General features: G+C 61.5%; 15 protein-coding genes. 6 read left to right on the top strand and 9 right to left on the bottom strand.

Annotated features, from left to right (window positions below):
* Window positions 1-2 precede the first annotated feature (2 nt).
* From AC3I65_RS17215 to AC3I65_RS17195, 5 genes are read right to left on the bottom strand one after another with little or no spacing between them, the layout of a single operon-like run.
* The gene (locus AC3I65_RS17215) at window positions 3-1,052 is read right to left on the bottom strand and encodes a polysaccharide biosynthesis/export family protein (RefSeq protein ID WP_047228537.1); all 1,050 of its coding nucleotides are present in this window, start codon (window positions 1,050-1,052) and stop codon (window positions 3-5) included.
* Between the two features lie 21 nt (window positions 1,053-1,073).
* Window positions 1,074-1,718 (bottom strand): CpsD/CapB family tyrosine-protein kinase, encoded by a 645-nt coding sequence (locus tag AC3I65_RS17210; protein WP_047228536.1) that lies wholly within the window; start codon window positions 1,716-1,718, stop codon window positions 1,074-1,076.
* Window positions 1,719-2,465 carry a sugar transferase gene (locus tag AC3I65_RS17205; RefSeq protein WP_047228535.1) on the bottom strand — a complete coding sequence of 249 codons (747 nt, stop codon included), beginning with the start codon at window positions 2,463-2,465 and terminating at the stop codon, window positions 1,719-1,721. It lies immediately after the preceding gene.
* Entirely contained in the window at window positions 2,462-3,532 is a 1,071-nt protein-coding gene (locus AC3I65_RS17200; RefSeq protein WP_047228534.1) for an NAD-dependent epimerase, read from the bottom strand. The genes AC3I65_RS17205 and AC3I65_RS17200 overlap by 4 nt, the downstream gene beginning before the upstream one ends.
* Entirely contained in the window at window positions 3,529-4,893 is a 1,365-nt protein-coding gene (locus tag AC3I65_RS17195) for a UDP-glucose dehydrogenase family protein (RefSeq protein ID WP_076383950.1), read from the bottom strand. The genes AC3I65_RS17200 and AC3I65_RS17195 overlap by 4 nt, the downstream gene beginning before the upstream one ends.
* Before the next feature lie 378 nt (window positions 4,894-5,271).
* Between AC3I65_RS17195 and AC3I65_RS17190 the strand changes: the two genes are divergently transcribed.
* Window positions 5,272-7,023 carry a sulfatase-like hydrolase/transferase gene (locus AC3I65_RS17190; RefSeq protein ID WP_488524024.1) on the top strand — a complete coding sequence of 584 codons (1,752 nt, stop codon included), beginning with the start codon at window positions 5,272-5,274 and terminating at the stop codon, window positions 7,021-7,023.
* Between the two features lie 291 nt (window positions 7,024-7,314).
* Here AC3I65_RS17190 and AC3I65_RS17185 read toward each other — a convergent pair whose 3' ends face one another.
* The gene (locus tag AC3I65_RS17185; RefSeq protein WP_488524023.1) at window positions 7,315-9,234 is read right to left on the bottom strand and encodes an acyltransferase family protein; all 1,920 of its coding nucleotides are present in this window, start codon (window positions 9,232-9,234) and stop codon (window positions 7,315-7,317) included.
* 247 nt (window positions 9,235-9,481) lie between these two features.
* Between AC3I65_RS17185 and AC3I65_RS17180 the strand changes: the two genes are divergently transcribed.
* The 5 genes from AC3I65_RS17180 to AC3I65_RS17160 all read left to right on the top strand — a co-directional run bounded on the left by AC3I65_RS17180 (window position 9,482) and on the right by AC3I65_RS17160 (window position 14,191).
* Window positions 9,482-10,150, top strand: coding sequence for an ABC transporter ATP-binding protein (locus AC3I65_RS17180; protein WP_047228530.1), 669 nt, complete (start codon window positions 9,482-9,484; stop codon window positions 10,148-10,150).
* Complete coding sequence (locus tag AC3I65_RS17175; RefSeq protein WP_173407528.1) at window positions 10,150-12,618, top strand: ABC transporter permease; 2,469 nt, start codon at window positions 10,150-10,152, stop codon at window positions 12,616-12,618. The genes AC3I65_RS17180 and AC3I65_RS17175 overlap by 1 nt, the downstream gene beginning before the upstream one ends.
* Window positions 12,608-13,681 carry a lipocalin-like domain-containing protein gene (locus AC3I65_RS17170; protein WP_076383953.1) on the top strand — a complete coding sequence of 358 codons (1,074 nt, stop codon included), beginning with the start codon at window positions 12,608-12,610 and terminating at the stop codon, window positions 13,679-13,681. Before AC3I65_RS17175 ends, AC3I65_RS17170 begins: the two co-directional genes overlap by 11 nt.
* A gap of 65 nt (window positions 13,682-13,746) precedes the next feature.
* On the top strand, window positions 13,747-13,989 hold the full coding sequence (locus AC3I65_RS17165; RefSeq protein WP_047228527.1) for a hypothetical protein: 243 nt from the start codon (window positions 13,747-13,749) through the stop codon (window positions 13,987-13,989).
* Between the two features lie 31 nt (window positions 13,990-14,020).
* Entirely contained in the window at window positions 14,021-14,191 is a 171-nt protein-coding gene (locus tag AC3I65_RS17160; RefSeq protein ID WP_171061341.1) for a hypothetical protein, read from the top strand.
* Window positions 14,192-14,504: 313 nt separating this feature from the next.
* Here the strand turns inward: AC3I65_RS17160 and AC3I65_RS17155 are convergent, their stop codons facing one another.
* From AC3I65_RS17155 to AC3I65_RS17145, 3 genes are all read right to left on the bottom strand, one after another.
* Entirely contained in the window at window positions 14,505-15,023 is a 519-nt protein-coding gene (locus AC3I65_RS17155) for an Hcp family type VI secretion system effector (protein ID WP_047228526.1), read from the bottom strand.
* A 230-nt stretch (window positions 15,024-15,253) separates the two neighbouring features.
* Window positions 15,254-16,630 (bottom strand): 2-oxoadipate dioxygenase/decarboxylase HglS, encoded by a 1,377-nt coding sequence (gene hglS, locus AC3I65_RS17150; RefSeq protein WP_439125114.1) that lies wholly within the window; start codon window positions 16,628-16,630, stop codon window positions 15,254-15,256.
* A 156-nt stretch (window positions 16,631-16,786) separates the two neighbouring features.
* Window positions 16,787-17,716 carry an alpha/beta fold hydrolase gene (locus tag AC3I65_RS17145; RefSeq protein ID WP_274090734.1) on the bottom strand — a complete coding sequence of 310 codons (930 nt, stop codon included), beginning with the start codon at window positions 17,714-17,716 and terminating at the stop codon, window positions 16,787-16,789.
* Window positions 17,717-17,728: the final 12 nt, after the last annotated feature.

The following is a 17,728-nucleotide window of genomic DNA, read 5'->3' as shown; positions in this document are numbered from 1 at the left end:
GATCAATTACCTGCTGCAGAAGTGTTGGACCTGCCGTTGTCGCCTTTGCTGTCAAGGCGGTAGCCGAAGCTGACTCCCATGCCCTGGAACAGCACCACGTCGGCCAGTTGCCGAGCCATTTCACCGGCTTTGGCCAGCCCGGTCTTGGGCACGAAAAGCATGTCTTCGGGCTGCAGGTAGGCGATCTGCGAGGCGTCACCGCTCAGGGCTTTTTCCACGTCATAGTGGCGGGCTTCGACCTGATTGCCGTTGCGGCGCATGATCACCACCGAGTCGAGTCGGGCCTTGACGTTGGTGCCACGGGCCAGGGTCAGGGCCTCGAGGACCGAGATCGGCCGGCGGATCGGGTAGGAACCGGGCTGGGCCACTTCCCCGAGGACATAGATCTCGTTGCCAGCGGTGGATTTGAGCAGCACATCGACGGACATGCGCCCCGGCAATTGGGCGTAGCGCTCGTTAAGGTAGGTTTCCAGTTGATTGACGGTCATGCCTTGCAGCGGCACGGCACCGATTTCGGGGAAGCTTGCGTAACCATCCCGGCCCACGGTGATCTCCCGACTCATGCCGGTGCCCGGGTGGGTCAGGGTGTTGCGCAGTTTTGTCTCGTTGCTCAACGGGCTGGTGACATGCACCGTCAATTGATTGCGGTTGGGCTGGAACAGCATTTTGCGGTCATAGGCACGCTGTACCTCCAGGCGTGCTTCATCCGTGGTCAGCCCGGCGATTTTTACCGAGGTGTTGGCCCCCGGCAGTTCGATACTGCCGTCGGGCATTACCTGTTGTGCGCCGTTGAGCTGGCTGGCGGCGGTGAAGTTCAAGGCCACCTGGTCACCCGGCTGGACCCGGTAGGCATCCGGCCCGCTGGTGCTGATGTGAAAGATCACATCCAGCACATCCTGGGGACGCAGGGTCTGTTCGACCCGGGGCATGTCGGTGGCCTGGGCGTTGGCCGGTGCCGCCGTAAGGATCTGCACCGGCATGGAGCGGGTTTCGGTGTGGCTGGTGCAACCGGCAAGCGGCAACAGCAGCAGGACAAGCAATCTGGCGTTCATCTCGTCATCCTTTTTGCAGGCTTACAGGTTGTTGTAGAGCCACTTGGGCATGTAGTACTTGCGGCGGTTGAACACGCTGCCCACCACCTTGGCGCCGGCCTGGGTCAGACGCAGGCGAGCGGCCTGGGCCACCTCCCAGCGGGTGTCTTCACCGCGCACCACCAGCACCACACCGTCCACCTGGGTGCTCATGACCAGGGTGTCGCAGGCCGAGTACACCGCGTCAGCGTCGATCACCACAAAGCGGTACTGCCCGGCCAGTTGCTTGAACAGCGGGCGAAGCTGCTCGGGGTTCAGGCGCTCGGCATTGCGCCCCAGACGACCGTTGGGCAGCACGTCGAAGGGCAAGCTGGAGGTCTGCACCACGCAGTCCTGCAACAAGGGCGGTGCGAGGCTGTTGAACAGCAGGTCGCTGAAGCCGCGCTCCTTGTGCAGCGACAATTGCTGGCTGAGGTTGCGCGGCGACTGGCTGGCGTCCACCAGCAGTACGCGGCCGCTGCTCATCTGCGCCAGTTGAGCGGCCAGGGCCATGGCACTGGTACTGGTTCCGGTGCCGGTGTTGGCGGCCGTCAGAAGCAGAATCCGTATGGATGGGTCAAGCACGGTTGAGGTCAGGTTGGTCTCGCTCGGGCTTGCGATGCTCAGGATATTGGTTGAACCGTCCATTTAACTCGCTCCGTGGCCGCTGAAAACTTTGAAAGGGGTGATCATCAGGATCTTCAAGTCCAGCAACAGGCTTTGTTCGGCGATGTAGCTGAGGTCCAGTTCCACGCGCTGGTCGAAGTCGATGTTGCTGCGCCCGGAGATCTGCCACAGGCCGGTCAGGCCGGGGTAGATGCTCAGGCGGACAAGATGGTTGTCCTTGTAGCGGTAGGCGTTGAACGAGGTCGGCCGCGGGCCGACCAGGCGCATGTCGCCGGTCACCACATTGATCAGGTTGGGTAACTCGTCGAGGCTGCTGCGTCGCAGGAACCGGCCGACGGGGGTGATGCGCGGGTCGTTGTCGATCTTGAAGTCGATGGCATCGGCGCCGTGCTTGTTGAGGTGGCGCAGTGATTCTTTGAGCGCCTCGGCATCAGCAACCATGGTGCGGAACTTGTACATGCCAAAGACCCGACCGCGGTATCCGGTGCGTTTCTGCACAAACAGCACTGGACCGGGGCTTGAGAACTTGATCAGCAGGGCCAGGCCCAGCAGCAGCGGGCTGAGCAGTACCAGGATCGACAGCGCGCCGAGACAGGCCACCACCCGATTGGTGCGCGAGACCGTCCAGGGTCGACCGCCGTCGCGACCAGTCAGCCAGCCGCGGCCCTGACGATGGATGGCCGCGTCCAGGCGTCGGCGGTGTTCGGGATCGACACGCTTGTCGCCACCGCGGGCGGTGATAGGAATGCATTGCTCATGTCGGGTCATAGACTCCTCCGCTGAAGGTTGGTCGCATGCGTTGGGCTGCAAGCGGTGTCGGCGATAGGCAGGGCGTAGTAATCGAGGAACCAGGCAATGAAGCGCCCCAGGCCCTCGTCCAGCTCGATGCGCGGCTGAAAACCGGTGACCCGCGCCAGGCCGCTGGCATCGGCGCAGGTGTTCAACACGTCCCCTGGTTGCAGGGGCAGCAGTTCGATCCGGGCGGTTTGTCCCAAGTGCTTTTCCAGCAACGCCACATAGGTGCGCAGCGCTACCGGGTGCTGCCCGCCGATGTTGTAGATCCGCCAGGGCGCTGCGCTGGTGGCCGGGTCCGGTTGATCGCGATCCCACTGTGGCATGGCATGGGGCGGGCGTTCGATCAGCCGGGCGATGCTTTCGACGATGTCGTCGATGTAGGTGAAATCGCGCTGGTGCTCGCCATGGTTGAACAACTGCAACACGCGGCCTTCGGCGATGGCGCGGGCGAACTGGATCGGCGACATGTCCGGCCGGCCCCAGGGGCCGTACACCGTGAAAAACCGCAGGCCGGTGCATGGGATGCCAAACAGATGGCTGTAACTGTGGGCCATCAACTCGTTGGCTTTCTTGCTGGCCGCATACAGCGACAGCGGATGGTCCACGCCGTCCTGTACTGAGTAAGGTGTGCGCTGGTTGGCGCCATACACGGAGCTTGAGGAGGCGTAGATCAGGTGCTTGACCGGATGGCGACGGCAGCTTTCCAGAATGTTCAGGAACCCGCTGAGGTTGCTGTCGACGTAGGCCCGTGGATTCTCCAGGGAATAACGCACGCCGGCTTGGGCGGCGAGATGAATCACCACGTCGGGGCGGTGTGACTGGAACAACTCATCGATGGCCGAGGCGTCGGTCAGGTCCACCCGGGCCAACGCAAAGTCCCCCGCCTGATCCTTCACCCACGCCACGCGGTCGTGCTTGAGCTGCGGGTCGTAGTAGTCGTTGAAATTGTCCAGCCCCCACACCTGATGGCCGTCGCGCAGCAGCCGCAGCACGCAATGGGCGCCGATGAAACCGGCCGCGCCGGTCACCAGAATGTTCATGCCCGTGGCCCCTGGGTCAGGCTGCTGGGCACGGTGTGACGCAATCCGATGCCGCGATACAAGAGGCCGGCGGCGGCCAGATGTTCGGGGTTGTACAGGTTGCGGCCATCGATGATGACCCGGGCGCGCAACTTGTTGGCCAACAGAGCGAAATCCACGACCCGGAAGTTCTTCCACTCGGTGCAGATCACCAGGGCGTCTGCATCCTCCAGGGTGTCGTCGCGGGTGGCGCACAGGTTCAGGTCTTTGCGGTAGCCGTAGAGGCGGCGGCATTCGGACATGGCTTCCGGGTCGTAGGCATGGACCCGAGCGCCTTCGCGCCACAGCGCTTCCATCAGGTAGCGGCTGGGGGCTTCGCGCATGTCATCGGTGTTGGGTTTGAAAGCCAGGCCCCAAATCGCAATCGACTTGCCGGCCAGGCCGCCGGAGAACTGTTGCGTCAGTTTCTCGAAGAGAATGTGTCGCTGGCTGTCGTTGACGTCGGTGACACTGCGCAGCAGGCGCAGGGGCATGCCGCTTTGTTCGGCGGTATGCAGCAGGGCGCGCAGGTCCTTGGGAAAGCATGAACCGCCGAAGCCGCACCCGGGGTAGATGAAGTGATAGCCGATACGAGGGTCCGAACCGATGCCCTTGCGTACCGCTTCGATGTCGGCGCCCAGCCTTTCGGTGAGATTGGCCAGTTCGTTCATGAAGCTGATGCGGGTGGCGAGCATGGCGTTGGCCGCGTACTTGGTCAGTTCGGCGCTGCGGTTGTCCATGAACATCAGCTTTTCGCGGTTACGGCAAAAGGGCGCGTACAGCTCGCTCATCTGATCGCGGGCCAGCGGGTCGGCGGTGCCGATGATGATCCGGTCCGGGCGCATGCAGTCGGCCAGGGCGCTGCCTTCCTTGAGAAACTCGGGGTTGGACACCACTCGCACGTTCAGCTGTTTCAGGCCCCGGCGAGCCAATGCCTGATGGGCACATTCGGCGACCTTGTCGGCGGTGCCGACCGGCACCGTGGACTTGATGATCAAGGTGCGGTCGCTGTCCATGAAGTCCGCGATCTGGCGGGTGACCGCCAGTACATGGCTCAGGTCTGCCGAACCGTCTTCATCGGCTGGCGTGCCGACGGCGATGAAAATCAGTTCGCCGTGATTGACCGCATCGCTGGCCTGATCACTGAACAGCAGCCGGCCACTCTTGATGTTCTCTTCGAGCAGTTCGGACAACCCAGGCTCGCTGATCGGTGGCACCGCTTGCTGCAGCTGACGGATCTTGTTGGGGTCAATGTCGATGCACAAAACACGGTGACCGACGTCGGCCAACGCAGCCGCTTGAATCAATCCCACATACCCCGTACCAAATACGCTCACATCCATTTTTGGCGTGCCTCGCAAGACGGTTGATGTAACTCGGATGAAACTGTTTAGAGGGGTATAGCGCAGCTTCAGAAAAGCGTGTCAGCAAAATGACAGTTGTCACTGTTGGCAAACTCGACAGAACTTGGCCTTTTGATATCAAGTCATTGACTGGTTTAGAAAAGTGCCGTTTTTAAAGGGCTGTAACGGCTTTTAACTAGGCGATGAACGGTATTTATCCATAGATTTTTACGTTTAACTGGCTTCAAGTGTGTCATTTTTGGGCTAACTTTTTTTTGACGCATTGGCCGTTCGTCCCTTTTCTTGCGCTTTGCAAAGCCGCTGCTAACGTGCAGAAAACGACCCTCTATCCAACGCCGCCCTATCGCCGAGAAACACATGCTCCGATACCTCAAGGAACTGTTGCTGGTGCTGTACTTGATCAGGGGATATGACTATTACCTTGATCGTCTGAATGCCTTGGGTTTGGGATTTGCCACGTTGCTGTTCGGCGCGATGTTCGTGGTGTTGGTGGTGGCGCTGTGGATGAGTGCGTACATCCGCCAGACCTCCGTGCGCCACCTGTTTGCCCTGGCGATGTTTGGTTCGGCGGTGTTCTTCGAGGTTTACACGAGGGTGACCGACAGCTACCTGACGTACAGCCAGTTTGTGTCGCTGGTGTATTCGGGTGGTTTTATCGGGGAGGCGGCTTCGCAGTACCGCGAAGTGATTGTCAGCGCCGCCACCGGTGGCCTGTTGCTGCTGCTGGGACTGGGTCTCAAGCCTCGGCGGTCGGTGTCATTGCCCGGTTATTTGCCAATCGCCGCGCCTGTGTTGGGCGTGTTGTTGCTCAGTGGTGTTCTGTTCTTCCGGGCGGGCGAGGGCGCGCGGGGGCTGCCGGTGATGTACACACCGCTGGCCTATCTGAATCTGTTCGTTTACGAAGCCCTGCAAAACACCGTCGGTCCTCGGGAGCCGATCCGCCTGACGCGGCCAACATCGCCGATCGAGCATGATATTGTGCTGATTATCGATGAAAGCGTCGCTGGGAATTATCTGGATATCAATACGCCGTTCGGCGTGCACACGGGCCTCAAGACCCCGCCCGATGGGGTGCAGGTGTTCAATTTCGGCTACGCGGCTTCCATCGCCAACTGCAGCGCCGACACCAACGTCACCTTGCGTTACGGCGGCACCCGGGCCGATTACGTGCGCATCAACAGCACGTTGCCGTCGATCTGGCAGTATGCAAAAAACGCCGGGTTGCGCACGGTCTATATCGACGCCCAGCGTACCGGTGGTCACCTTCAGAACCTGATGACCGACACTGAAAAAAACGATATCGACGACTTCGTGCAGTTCGACCGCACCCCGGTGTTCGAGCGAGACATGGCGGTTGCCGCGCAACTGATCGAGCGGCTGGGCAATGACCGGGCCGAGCTGGTGGTGGTGAACAAGCTCGGTGCGCATTTTCCCGTGCACGACAAATACCCGGATGAGTTCATGAGCTATCGTCCCGCACTGCCGCGTGGGCGCTTTCTCGAAGTCGCCGATACCGGCCAGCGTGACGGTTTTGATGGCCGGACTCATGACTGGGAGCTGTACCGCAATGCCTACCAGAACACTTTGCTGTGGAATGTCGGAGAGTTCTTCAGGCGGATCTTCCAGCAGGCCGATTTAGGCAACGCCGTGCTGATCTACACCTCCGACCACGGCCAGGACCTTCACGAGCGCGGCAACCCTGGGCTCAATACCCACTGCGGCGGTGACCCGGTGGCGGAGGAAGGGCTTGTGCCGCTGGTGGTCATAGAAGGCGCGCGCTTGCAGACCCTGGATTGGCAGCGGGCATGGGCACAGAACAAGGACCGCTCCAGCCACTACAACATCTTCCCGACGCTGTTGCAGTTGATGGGGTACGACCCGGCCGGTGTTGAAGCGACCTATGGGAAATCCCTGAGCCAGCCGACCGAAGACGCCTTTACCTTCAACTACCGCTTCAATGCGCGGCTGGGGGCGCTGCCTGAATGGAAACACATCGACCTCAAGCACATTGTCACACCAGGCCCGGTTCAGGCCGAGATGGCGGCGGGTCAGGCGGGATCGATGTTGAATGTGCCGCCGTCATCGCGAGCAGGCTCGCTCCCACAGTAGTCCGAGTTGTCCGCAGGCCTTGCATACCCCCGCAAATCCCCTGTGGGAGCGAGCCTGCTCGCGAAGGCGGTGTGTCGGTCGGAATCGATGTTGAATGTGTCGCCGTCATCGCGAGCAGGCTCGCTCCCACAGTAGTCCGAGTTGTCCGCAGGCCTTGCATGCCTCCGCAAATCCCCTGTGGGAGCGAGCCTGCTCGCGAAGGCGGTGGGTGGGCTTGCAGCATAGAATCTCCCACAGTAGTCCGAGTTGTCCGCAGAACTTGCATACCCCACAAACCTGCGGGGAGGGGGCTCACTGGGTTGTGGCGATCGGGCCGAGTCGGGCCGGGTCGTGCAGTAGGGAGAATCCCAGCTCGCGCAATGTGCGGCCGATGAAGCGTGAGCCCACGTCATTCAAGTGTGCGTCATCGCGGTACAGCAACTGCCCGTCCATGATCGGGCTGCATAGCCCCGCTGGGCAGATCACTTGATTGGGGTCGATAAAGCGCACCTGGGGCAGTCTGGCGCGTATCCCCTCCCAATACGGCGCGGTGACGTCCAGCGGGGCCGAGCATGAGCGATCGGTGCCGAACATCAAGCGGCGCACGGGGCAGGTCGCTGCATTGTCGATGTTCTGGTTGCGCAGAATCACGATGACCTGGCCGGTGTTGTTCGCCACGTGCTTGATGCTCGCTTCGATAATGTGCGCGGCCGCCGCATCCTTGGGCCAGGCGCCGGCCAGCACGACGTATGGGTAGTGGTTCTGCTTGATCAGCTCGAACACCCGGTCGTTGCGCGCCATGCAACGGTCGCCATACGCCTCGGACACCTCGGTGGCATAGCCGAAAATCGGCGGGCAGGCGTCCAGTGTGTAGTCCATTAATCTGATGCCGTTGGGTTTGGCCAGGATATCGACCATGCCCGTGAAATGATTGGCGAACGAGTCACCCACCATCATTCCGTCCAGTTGCTCCTTGTGTGCACCGAGCTGGCAATCCGGATCAGGTTCGGCGCTGTACCGCGCACTGGGCATATGGCAACCGCTGCGAAGCCTGTTCGGTTTGCTCAGTGCCATGGCCTCGAGCCTCGACACTTCAGGCGCAAAACGCTGTGGGAAGCCGTTCCATTGCAGGCTCAAGGTCGCCAGGACGGCCAGCCCCAGGGCCGGGACTATGAATCGGCGGACCAGTACTCGGGGAAACTGCAATTGCGCGCCAGTGCGCCGAAAGGGAATTTCGACATGCCGCCAGGACCACCAGGACAACAGAATCGACACCAGCACCAGTGACATGCCCACAGAAAGGGTTATCTCGATGCCCAGGTAATTCAGGTAGGCAATCAACGGCCAGTGCCATAAATACAGCGAATAGGAAATCAGGCCTATGAACACCATGGGCTGGTTGGTCAGCAGGCGGGAGCGAGCTCCACCGCTGCCGGCCAGAATCAGCAGCGCCGCGCCCAGGCAAGGTATCAACGCATTGACGCCGGGGAAGGGGGTGTCCCGGCTCAGGGCAAACAAGGAAAAACCAATCAGCCCATACCCCGCCGCTGTATAAGCCAGCACTTCTATCCTGCCGAGTGTACGTGGCTGATAAAGATAGATACCCAGTGCTCCGCCCAGCATCAGCTCGAAAAACCGTGTGGGCAGCAGGTAATAGGAAGCCGTAACGAAGACGTTCGTGGCGTATTCAGAAAGCCCCACCGCCGCCACGATACCGACGGCCAGCACCGGCAGGACATAACGCGGCGTCAGGCGATAGAGCACCAGGATCAGCAGCGGCCAGATCACGTAGAACTGCTCTTCAATCCCCAGGGACCAGGTATGCAGCAGCGGCGCTTCGCTGGCATCGGCGGCGAAATAGTTGCCGTACTTCATCCAGATATAGATATTCGAGACCCCCAGCAGGGAGAACAGCGCACTGACGTTGAGCCGCGTCAGGTCGGCGGGGGAAAGGATGAAGGCCCCTGCGATCACGCTCGCCAACAACACAGTGACCAGTGCGGGCACGATGCGATTGATGCGCCGCTGATAAAAGCGCTTGAGCGAAAAGCTGTTGCCCTTGATCTCGGAAAACACCTGGGAAGTGATGAGGAAACCCGAGATGACGAAAAAAATATCGACCCCCACGAACCCGCCTGGCAGCAGGTCGGCGTTGAGGTGATGGATGAGTACGGCCAGCACTGCAATACAGCGAAGCCCATCGATATCGAGGCGATATTTTGTTTGAGGCATGTCGGCGATCGTCCTTGAATAGGAGGCAATCCAGGTGCGTCATGTTTATGACGAATTGGCCGACTGCATGTAAACGGCACGTATTAGTCATTGATTGATAGCTGGAAATTTATGCTTTGCAAGGCGTCGGGCAAAACAAGGCGGGGCAGACGACCAGCGGTGTTTGCCCGTCGCCTGAGCGCATCCTTGGTCTGCCCGTCACCCAACTCCGCTATCCTGAGCCTCACGTTTACCCATGAGCCTTTTCATGCTTGAAGTTCGCGACGTATTTAAGAGCTATGCCACGCCGCAAGGGCCATTGCCGGTGCTGCAGGGTATCGACCTGACGTTGGCCCCTGGCGACAGCCTGGCACTGATGGGTGAGTCCGGCAGCGGGAAAAGCACCTTGCTGCATCTGGTTGCCGGTCTGGACAAGGTCGACCGTGGCAGCATTCGCTTTGGCGAGCGTAGGCTCGACGGCATGAGCGAAAGCCAACTGGCAAGCTGGCGACGTACACAGATCGGCCTGGTGTTCCAGCAGTTCAACCTCATCAGTAGCTTGCCGGTGGAGGATAATCTGGCGTTCCAGGCGCGTCTGTGCGGTCGCTATGACCCTGCCTGGCAGACCCATCTGGTGCAACGGCTCGGCCTTTCGCAACTGCTGCACCGCTATCCCGAACAACTGTCCGGCGGCCAGCAGCAACGGGTGGCATTGGGGCGGGCGCTGGCCTCGCGGCCGCCTTTGTTGCTGGCCGACGAACCCACCGGCAGCCTCGACGAAGCCACCAGCGACGAGGTGCTGCAACTGTTGCTGGAGTTGCTGGACGGCAGCCCGACGAGCCTGCTGATGGTGACCCACAGTCCCCGGGTGGCGGCCCGTCTGAGCCGTCGAGTGGTCTTGCAAGGCGGACGTCTGGCGCAGGTGGCCCAAGGGTGATGATCCTCCGCCAGACGCTCAAGGCCTTGCTCAGCCATTGGCGCCAGCACCCGGTGCAGTTTTTCAGCGTCCTGACCGGGCTCTGGCTCGCCACCAGCCTGCTCACCGGCGTGCAGGCGCTCAACAGTCAGGCCCGGGACAGTTACGCTCGAGCCAGCCAGTTGATTGGTGGCGAACCCCAGGCCAGCCTCAGTGCGCCCGGCGGCGGCACCTTTACCCAACAATGGTTTGTCGATCTGCGTCGCCTGGGATGGCCGGTGTCCCCCGTGTTGCAGGCTCGGGTGACGCTGCAGGGGCACGAGGATCAGCGCCTGCAGTTAATGGGCATCGACCCGGTGTCTTTGCCCCCCGGAGCGGCAGTGGCGGGGCAGGTCCGGGAGATGGCAGACGTGGTGGAGTTTTTCACTGAACCTGGCCGCACCTGGATCGCTGCGCAGACCTTGCAGGCCTTGGGGCTGAGCGAGGGGGACCGGCCCCGGACGGTCGATGGACAATCCCTGCCACCGTTGCTTGTCCAGGCGGACATGGCGCCCGGCGTGCTGCTGATGGACATCGGCTTCGCCCAGCAGGTACTTGGACGGCCGGACCAGCTGTCGCGCTTGCTATTGCCTGCCACGTTCAACGCGCCCTTGCCGACGGCGTTCAACGGCCGGCTGCAGTTCAAGCACGCCGATGAAGAAAACAATCTGTCACGCCTGACCGAAAGCTTTCACCTGAACCTCGACGCCTTGGGGGTGCTGTCCTTCGTGGTGGGGTTGTTCATCGTTCACGCCGCCATTGGCCTGGCGCTGGAACAACGCCGCAGCTTGCTGCGAACCCTGCGGGCCTGTGGCGTCAGTGCGCGGTTGCTGGTCACCAGTCTGGCCCTCGAACTGAGCGCCTTGGCCTTGCTCGGCGCAATCGCAGGAGTGCTCAGCGGCTACTGGCTGGCGAGTCTGTTGTTGCCCGATGTCGCGGCGAGCCTGCGCGGCTTGTACGGCGCCGAAGTGGCCGGCCACCTGAACCTCAGCCCGTGGTGGTGGCTCAGCGGCGTGGGCTTGGGCTTGCTCGGCGCGTTATTGGCCGGCGCCGACAGTTTGCTGCGGGCGGCGCGCCTGCCGCTGTTGGCGCTGGCCAATCCCCAGGCTTGGCATCAGGCCCATGCACGCTGGCTGCGGCGCCAGGGGTGGGTGGCGACATTGGCGGGGTTGCTCGCGGTATCGGCGTTGATCTGGGGTGACAGCCTGGGCAGCGGTTTTGTCTTGATGACGGCGTTGTTGCTGGGCGCTGCCCTGGCTTTACCGGTGTTGCTCAGTGGCGCGCTGAAGTTGCTGTTGCGCCGCAGTCGTTCGGTACTTGGGCAATGGTTTCTCGCCGACTGCCGTCAGCAATTGCCGACGCTGAGCCTGGCACTGATGGCGTTGCTACTGGCTCTGGCGGCGAATATCGGTGCCGGCAGCATGACCGCAGGTTTTCGCCAGACCTTCAGTGACTGGCTCGAGCAACGGCTGACCGCCGAGCTGTACATCAATCCGCAAACCCCGGCCCAGGCGGGCGAGCTGCACACCTGGCTCAAGGAGCAGCCGGCGATCAGCACGATATTGCCCAACTGGCAGGTCTCGATTCCTTTGCAAGGCTGGCCGACGGACATCTACGGCATCATCGATCACAGCGCCTATCGTCAGCATTGGCCGTTGCTGGAGTCGGTTTCCGACAAGCCTTGGGAGCAACTGGCCGGGGGTGACACGTTGATGCTCAGCGAACAACTGGCCCGGCGTCTCAACGTGAATATTGGCGATCGATTGACGATCCCGACGCCCCAGGGACCCTGGACGCCGCGCCTCGTCGGGATCTATGCCGACTACGGCAACCCCAAGGGCCATGTGCTGGTCAATGCCGACCACTTGCTGCGGCATTGGCCGCAACTGACGCCGAACCGCTTCAACCTGCGCATCGAACCCTCCGCGATCCCTGCGTTGCTGACGGCGTTGCAGGCCCGGTTCAGCCTGGATGACAGCCGAATTGTCGATCAGGCGCGGCTCAAGGGCTGGTCGACGCAAGTATTCGAACGCACCTTCGCCGCCACCGCCGCCCTCAATAGCCTGACGCTGGCGGTGGCCGGGGTGGCGTTGTTCATCAGCCTGCTGACCCAGAGCCAAAGCCGCCTCGGCCAGTTGGCGCCGCTGTGGGCGCTGGGGGTAACGCGCCGGCAGTTGATGTTGCTCAATCTGGGCCAGACCTGGCTGTTGGCGCTATTGACCCTGGTACTGGCCTTGCCACTGGGCATCGCCTTGGCCTGGTGCCTGGACGCGGTAATCAATGTGCAGGCCTTCGGCTGGCGCCTGCCGTTGCGGGTATTCCCGTGGCAATTGGCGCAGTTGCTGGGCCTGGCGATGCTTGCCACGCTGCTGGCATCGGCCTGGCCGCTGTATGCGTTGTACCGCACGCAACCGGCGGATTTGCTGAGGACCTTTGCCCATGAAGATTAAACTGGGCTTGATGCTGATAGCGCTACTGCTCTGCGGTTGTGATAACCGGCAACCGCCGCCGAAGGGCTTCGCCGGCCTGGGTGAGCAGGCCGGCGCATTCACGCCCGTGGTGCCGGGGCGGGTATTCAGTTTTCCCGCCGATCATGGTGTTCATGAGGGGTTTCGCATCGAGTGGTGGTACGTCACTGCCAATCTCAAGGATGCCGAGGGCCGCGATTACGGTGTGCAATGGACGCTGTTTCGCAGCGCCCTGAACGCCGCGCCCCAGGCCAGCGGCTGGCGCAACCAGACGATCTGGCTCGGTCATGCCGCGGTCACTTCCAGCGCCGTCCACCATGCCGCCGAGCGCTATGCACGGGGCGCAGTGGGGCAGGCCGGGGTGCAGACGACTCCTTTCGACGCCTGGATCGATGACTGGCGGTTCGCTACACAAGCGTCGGGGGCCGATCCATTGGCGGACATGCAGCTCAAGGCCAGTGGCCCACACTTCAGTTATGAGTTGCGCCTCACGTCGACGCGTCCGCTGGTGCTACAGGGCGATAAGGGGTTCAGCCAGAAATCCGAACAGGGCCAGGCGTCGTACTACTACAGCCAACCGTTCTTCCAGGCCAGCGGCCACGTGGAAATCGATGGCCAGCGTTATACGGTCAGCGGCCCGGCCTGGCTCGACCGCGAATGGAGCAGCCAGCCACTGACTGCGAACCAGACGGGCTGGGACTGGTTTTCCCTGCACCTGGACAGCGGCGAGCATGTGATGCTCTACCGCATGCGCCACAAGGATGGGGCGCCATACCTCACGGGCACCTGGATCGATGCCCAAGGCCAGGCGCAGACCCTGCATGCCGGTCAGATCAGCCTTGAACCACTGGACACCGCCGAGGTTGCCGGGCGCTCGATGCCGGTGCGCTGGACGATCAGGATCCCCGGCAAGCGACTCGACATCACCACCGATGCCTTGAACCCCAACGCCTGGATGAACCTGCGCATTCCCTATTGGGAAGGGCCGGTGCACCTGAGCGGCAGCCACAGCGGCAACGGTTACCTGGAAATGACGGGCTACTGAGAATCGCCGGAACTCCCCGGGAACGTCGACCCTCATACCTTATGAATGCCTCTGAGGAGTCCGTCATGAGTGATGACCTCACACTTCCCTCGCTGGCCGACTGGCAGCGCTTGTTCGACGACAAGACCTACTGGCAGCAGTCGCCCGACGTCCATTTCACCGAGCTGATGCGGGTGGCCGATGACCTGTTCGGCCAGGGCGCTATCGACCTGGCACAGTGGCAGGAACTCAAGGCCAAGGCCGAACAACTGCACCATCGTTCACCCGACGCCAACGTCGCTGAAGAAGTCGCCGATCCTGACGCCTGACGCGCAGGCCCGAAAAACCAAGGAGTTCGCCATGAAACCCAGTGATCAAACGTCGCACAATCCAGACGAGCCGGCGATGCCGGGTGAGGTGGAGCGTGACAACGACGCCCTGCGCCCCAACGATCCGGCTAAACGCAAACAGCAGGAAGGCGATACTGAAGCGGGGGAGACGGATGCACAAAAGACCGCGCGACAGGGCTGAGGATTGATAGACCGCGCGGTCTTGAAAACGCATTTGTTAATGCTGCTTTACTTGCCCGGTCTTGTTCGGCGTAGCGGATATGTTTTTTTATACTGCTGTTGGATTTTGTATAGCTGTTTGTATAGCTGTTATTGATTGGGCGTTAATAATGACGACTAAAGATAAATAATTATTTAAACAAGCTCCCGGACATATTTTGCAAGTTCCACTATTATTATGCCCGTTCGCCCAGTGTCAGGCTCTTTACCAGTGCATGGAATGCCGAGGCCGTCGCACTGGGCGAACACCATCCTGAATCAATATCTATCGACGATTATCCAGCGACCGGTGAACGCCAGTCATCGGAGCCCGACGTGCCGCTGACTTCGTGGGTCCAGGTGATCTTGCGGTAGGTGAAGTGCACATCTTCCAGATGGGTGAAGTGCGCGTTCGCCGGGTCCTGGCAGTTGAGCATGTAGTCCTTGATATCGACGATGATCGCGTCCTCCAGAGTGGTGGTGTAGTAATGCTCCTGGGTGCCGGCCGCCGAGGTGCGGTACCACTGGATCTCGACTTTGGTCAGGCGTTCTCCGCAGGTCAGGGCCGCCAGCAGCAGCGGCGAGGCCTTGTCGAACACCTTGGTGATGACCAGGGGTTTATGCACGCGCTGGCCGGTTGGCTGACCCGACTGAGGATCGCGGGGGATGATGACCTGGTGCTCGAAGCCTTGCACCATGACTTGATCTTCATGACCTTCCTGGTAGGTGTTGCCCACCGAGTCGGCCGTAAAGGCGCCGGCAGTGATCAGACCTTGTTTGGTGCCTTCGATGGACATGTAAGCGGGGGTAGCCAATGGATGCTCTCCTTGCGGGATAACTAAAGGGACCTGGGAAGGGAATCGTCCCCAGGTGGCCTGACGGTTATCAAGAGCTATGCCAGCTTCTATAAAAGCTATGTATATCAATAGGTTGGGATTAATCGCCAATCCATGAGCGCTCCGGCTACAGAGGAATGCGCGCGGGGAGTTGCGTAGTTGGCAAGCCGGATGCGCAACTTCTTACGCATTCGGCTTTCCGGTTTTTCCTACATTCCCAGGGCGGACATGCACTCATCCATCGAGCGCTGTTGCGTTTCGGCATACAACTGCAGCTCATCGATGGTCGGTTGTCCCAGCGCTTGCTCGAATGCCTGGCGATTGGACTGTCCGGCGTAGTGAATTTGAGCGGCATCGCCGAGGTTCGACTGGAAGATGCCGGCGGCGCTCACTGGCAGGAAGTCCTCGTACACCAGGGGGTCGGCGCGCAGGTATTGCGCTTCCAGCAAGCGTTCCAGCGAGACCGGTTGCTTGATCGTGCTTTTGGCAGCGAGGCCCTTTGGCGTCACGAAATAGCGAAAGTACGCCAGTGCCTGTCGACGCAGCTCATCGTGGTTGTCTGGGAACTGGGCAAAATGCTCGGTCATCAGTGCGTTATAGCGTTCGGCGTTGGCTTCGTTGGGAAACGCCCCCAGCGCATCCCGAGCGGCGTTCAGCAACTGATCGTAGAGTGCGCGACCTTTCGGGGTGAGGGCGGCGCCCCGTTGCTCGATTTCGCCGAAGCGGGCGCTGTGGCTGCCTTGGGAGTGGGGCTGGTCGGTGAACGCTACAGGTTCGTCGAGCGCCTTGAAGCTGGTCTGCCGCAGCAGGATCGGGCAATACCGACGGGGCGGGCCTTCGACGACTGCCTTGGGGGTGATGCCGTGCACGGGCATCTGGGCCTGCACAATGTCGATGTCCAGGGTACGTGGCGTCAGGTGATTGATGTGCGGGCCCTTGAAAGCTACCACGTCGGCGATCAGCCGATGCTGGGCGCTCAGTTGCTGGTATTGCTCGGCCGTGACGGTGGCGCTGTGGTGCCAGCGAAAGGTTTCCAGGGCCTGCAGGACGAAGTCATCAGCCTGTGGTTCGGTCAGACCCCCTTGGCGTTCGGCCAGGTCGATGAGCTGGAGCGCCGTGGAGGTGAAGATCTGGCGCTTGTTCAGTACCGATTCGGCAAAGGCCCGAAGCTCGGCGTTTTCGATCAGCTCCAGACGCAGCAACGAGGTAAACACCCGGAACGGGCTGACCTGCAAGGCGCTTTCATGCACGGCTCGAAACGCCGTGGAATGCACAGGCACCCCGGCGGGCGTGAGGTCGTAGTAGCCCACCGGGTGCATGCCCATGACCGCGAACAGACGCCCCAGGGTTGCCAGTTCTGCGGCGGTGCCGACACGGATCGCGCCGTGGCGCTCCAGGTCCAGACGCTGGAGTTCGCCAGTACTGCGCAAGTGTTCGGCCAAGTGCGGGTCGTTGACCAGCACCTGGGCATTGGTCTGTTCCACCAGGTTCATCAGTGCCCCGTACAGCGGCACCTCGTCGCGGTACATGTCGGACATCGCCTTGGAGAAGCGTTGGCGGATCAGGTCGGGACTGACGAAGCTCATTGTGAGAATTCCTGGCGCAAGCTGTGGGAAAGTGGAAGGAAAGATCGCAGCCTTCACCAGCGTCGACAAACGAAGAATCTTCAGGACTTCATTCTGTCAGGGACTGATCCGCCCACTTCACCGTCGCTCAGGCAGCCTTGAAGAGCGGCATCAAGGTCACTGGCCCAGGCCCTTGAGAAAGTCGCGATACAGCGCGGCGGTTCTCCCGGGTCGCTCGACCATGGGCATATGGCCTACCCCCTCCCAGATTTCCACACGCAAGTCGGCGATGCCCTTGCTCCATACGGGCACACTGCTGACGTCAATCAGCCGGTCCTTGCGACCCCAGAGCAACAGCGAAGGCGCGCGGATGTCGGGCAGGCGCGGCTCCATTGGCGGGCTGGCGCGAAAATCCACGAAGATCTCTTCCAGTTCATCCCGGCGCTGCTCATAACGCTCGGCCAGCGCCGCCAGCACCACACTCGGCACCCACGGCGGCGAGGCCATCGTCATCGCGTAGAACGGAGCGAAGTCGTCCCGCGAGCGCACCAGAAACGGGTTGTGGCCGGCTGCCAGGTGCCGCTCCATGTCGCTGGGTTCGGGCGCGGTGACGCCGGCCGGGTCGATCAGGGCCAGGGTGAGTATCCGGTCCGGGGAAGTCGCCGCCAGCCAGGCGGCGAGATGACCGCCCATGGAGTTGCCGATCACATGGACCTTGTCCAGGCCGCAGGCATCCAGCAGTTCGATCACCCGTCGGGCCTGGGTCGGGATGTCATAACCGCCGCCGGCCTTGAAGCCGGTTTCGCCATGACCGGCCAGGTCAGGAATCACCACCCGGTAGTCGCTGACAAAATGCCGGGCAAAACGCAGCCAGAGGTTCTTGTCGGCGCTGTAGCCGTGCAGCATCAATATGCTGCCGGACGCTTCGTAGGGCCCGCCTTGCCAGGTCGACACGGTCATCTCGCTGATGGGCACCGTGATCTTGTGCAGTCGGTACAGACGCGCTTCCAGGGCCATGCCCATGTCGTACAGCACATGGCCGATGCCTGGATACGTCAGCCAGCTCCAGGCGATAAACACGGCGAGGACTACCCACAACACCAACATGCTTTGCCCTCC

Source organism: Pseudomonas sp. N-1-13, assembly GCF_057787095.1.
The sequence above is the reverse complement of the archived record's forward strand: the minus strand, read 5'-3'. Positions and strand labels throughout refer to the sequence as shown.

Excerpts from the sequence above, each read along its gene's own strand:
- AC3I65_RS17205 (WP_047228535.1), bottom strand. The coding sequence starts at position 2,465 with ATGACCCGACATGAGCAATGCATTCCTATCACCGCCCGCGGTGGCGAC.
- hglS (WP_439125114.1), bottom strand. The coding sequence starts at position 16,630 with ATGAGCTTCGTCAGTCCCGACCTGATCCGCCAACGCTTCTCCAAGGCG.
- AC3I65_RS17215 (WP_047228537.1), bottom strand. The coding sequence starts at position 1,052 with ATGAACGCCAGATTGCTTGTCCTGCTGCTGTTGCCGCTTGCCGGTTGC.
- AC3I65_RS17200 (WP_047228534.1), bottom strand. The coding sequence starts at position 3,532 with ATGAACATTCTGGTGACCGGCGCGGCCGGTTTCATCGGCGCCCATTGC.
- AC3I65_RS17185 (WP_488524023.1), bottom strand. The coding sequence starts at position 9,234 with ATGCCTCAAACAAAATATCGCCTCGATATCGATGGGCTTCGCTGTATT.
- AC3I65_RS17170 (WP_076383953.1), top strand. The coding sequence starts at position 12,608 with ATGAAGATTAAACTGGGCTTGATGCTGATAGCGCTACTGCTCTGCGGT.
- AC3I65_RS17165 (WP_047228527.1), top strand. The coding sequence starts at position 13,747 with ATGAGTGATGACCTCACACTTCCCTCGCTGGCCGACTGGCAGCGCTTG.
- AC3I65_RS17160 (WP_171061341.1), top strand. The coding sequence starts at position 14,021 with ATGAAACCCAGTGATCAAACGTCGCACAATCCAGACGAGCCGGCGATG.
- AC3I65_RS17145 (WP_274090734.1), bottom strand. The coding sequence starts at position 17,716 with ATGTTGGTGTTGTGGGTAGTCCTCGCCGTGTTTATCGCCTGGAGCTGG.
- AC3I65_RS17190 (WP_488524024.1), top strand. The coding sequence starts at position 5,272 with ATGCTCCGATACCTCAAGGAACTGTTGCTGGTGCTGTACTTGATCAGG.
- AC3I65_RS17180 (WP_047228530.1), top strand. The coding sequence starts at position 9,482 with ATGCTTGAAGTTCGCGACGTATTTAAGAGCTATGCCACGCCGCAAGGG.
- AC3I65_RS17175 (WP_173407528.1), top strand. The coding sequence starts at position 10,150 with ATGATCCTCCGCCAGACGCTCAAGGCCTTGCTCAGCCATTGGCGCCAG.
- AC3I65_RS17210 (WP_047228536.1), bottom strand. The coding sequence starts at position 1,718 with ATGGACGGTTCAACCAATATCCTGAGCATCGCAAGCCCGAGCGAGACC.
- AC3I65_RS17195 (WP_076383950.1), bottom strand. The coding sequence starts at position 4,893 with ATGGATGTGAGCGTATTTGGTACGGGGTATGTGGGATTGATTCAAGCG.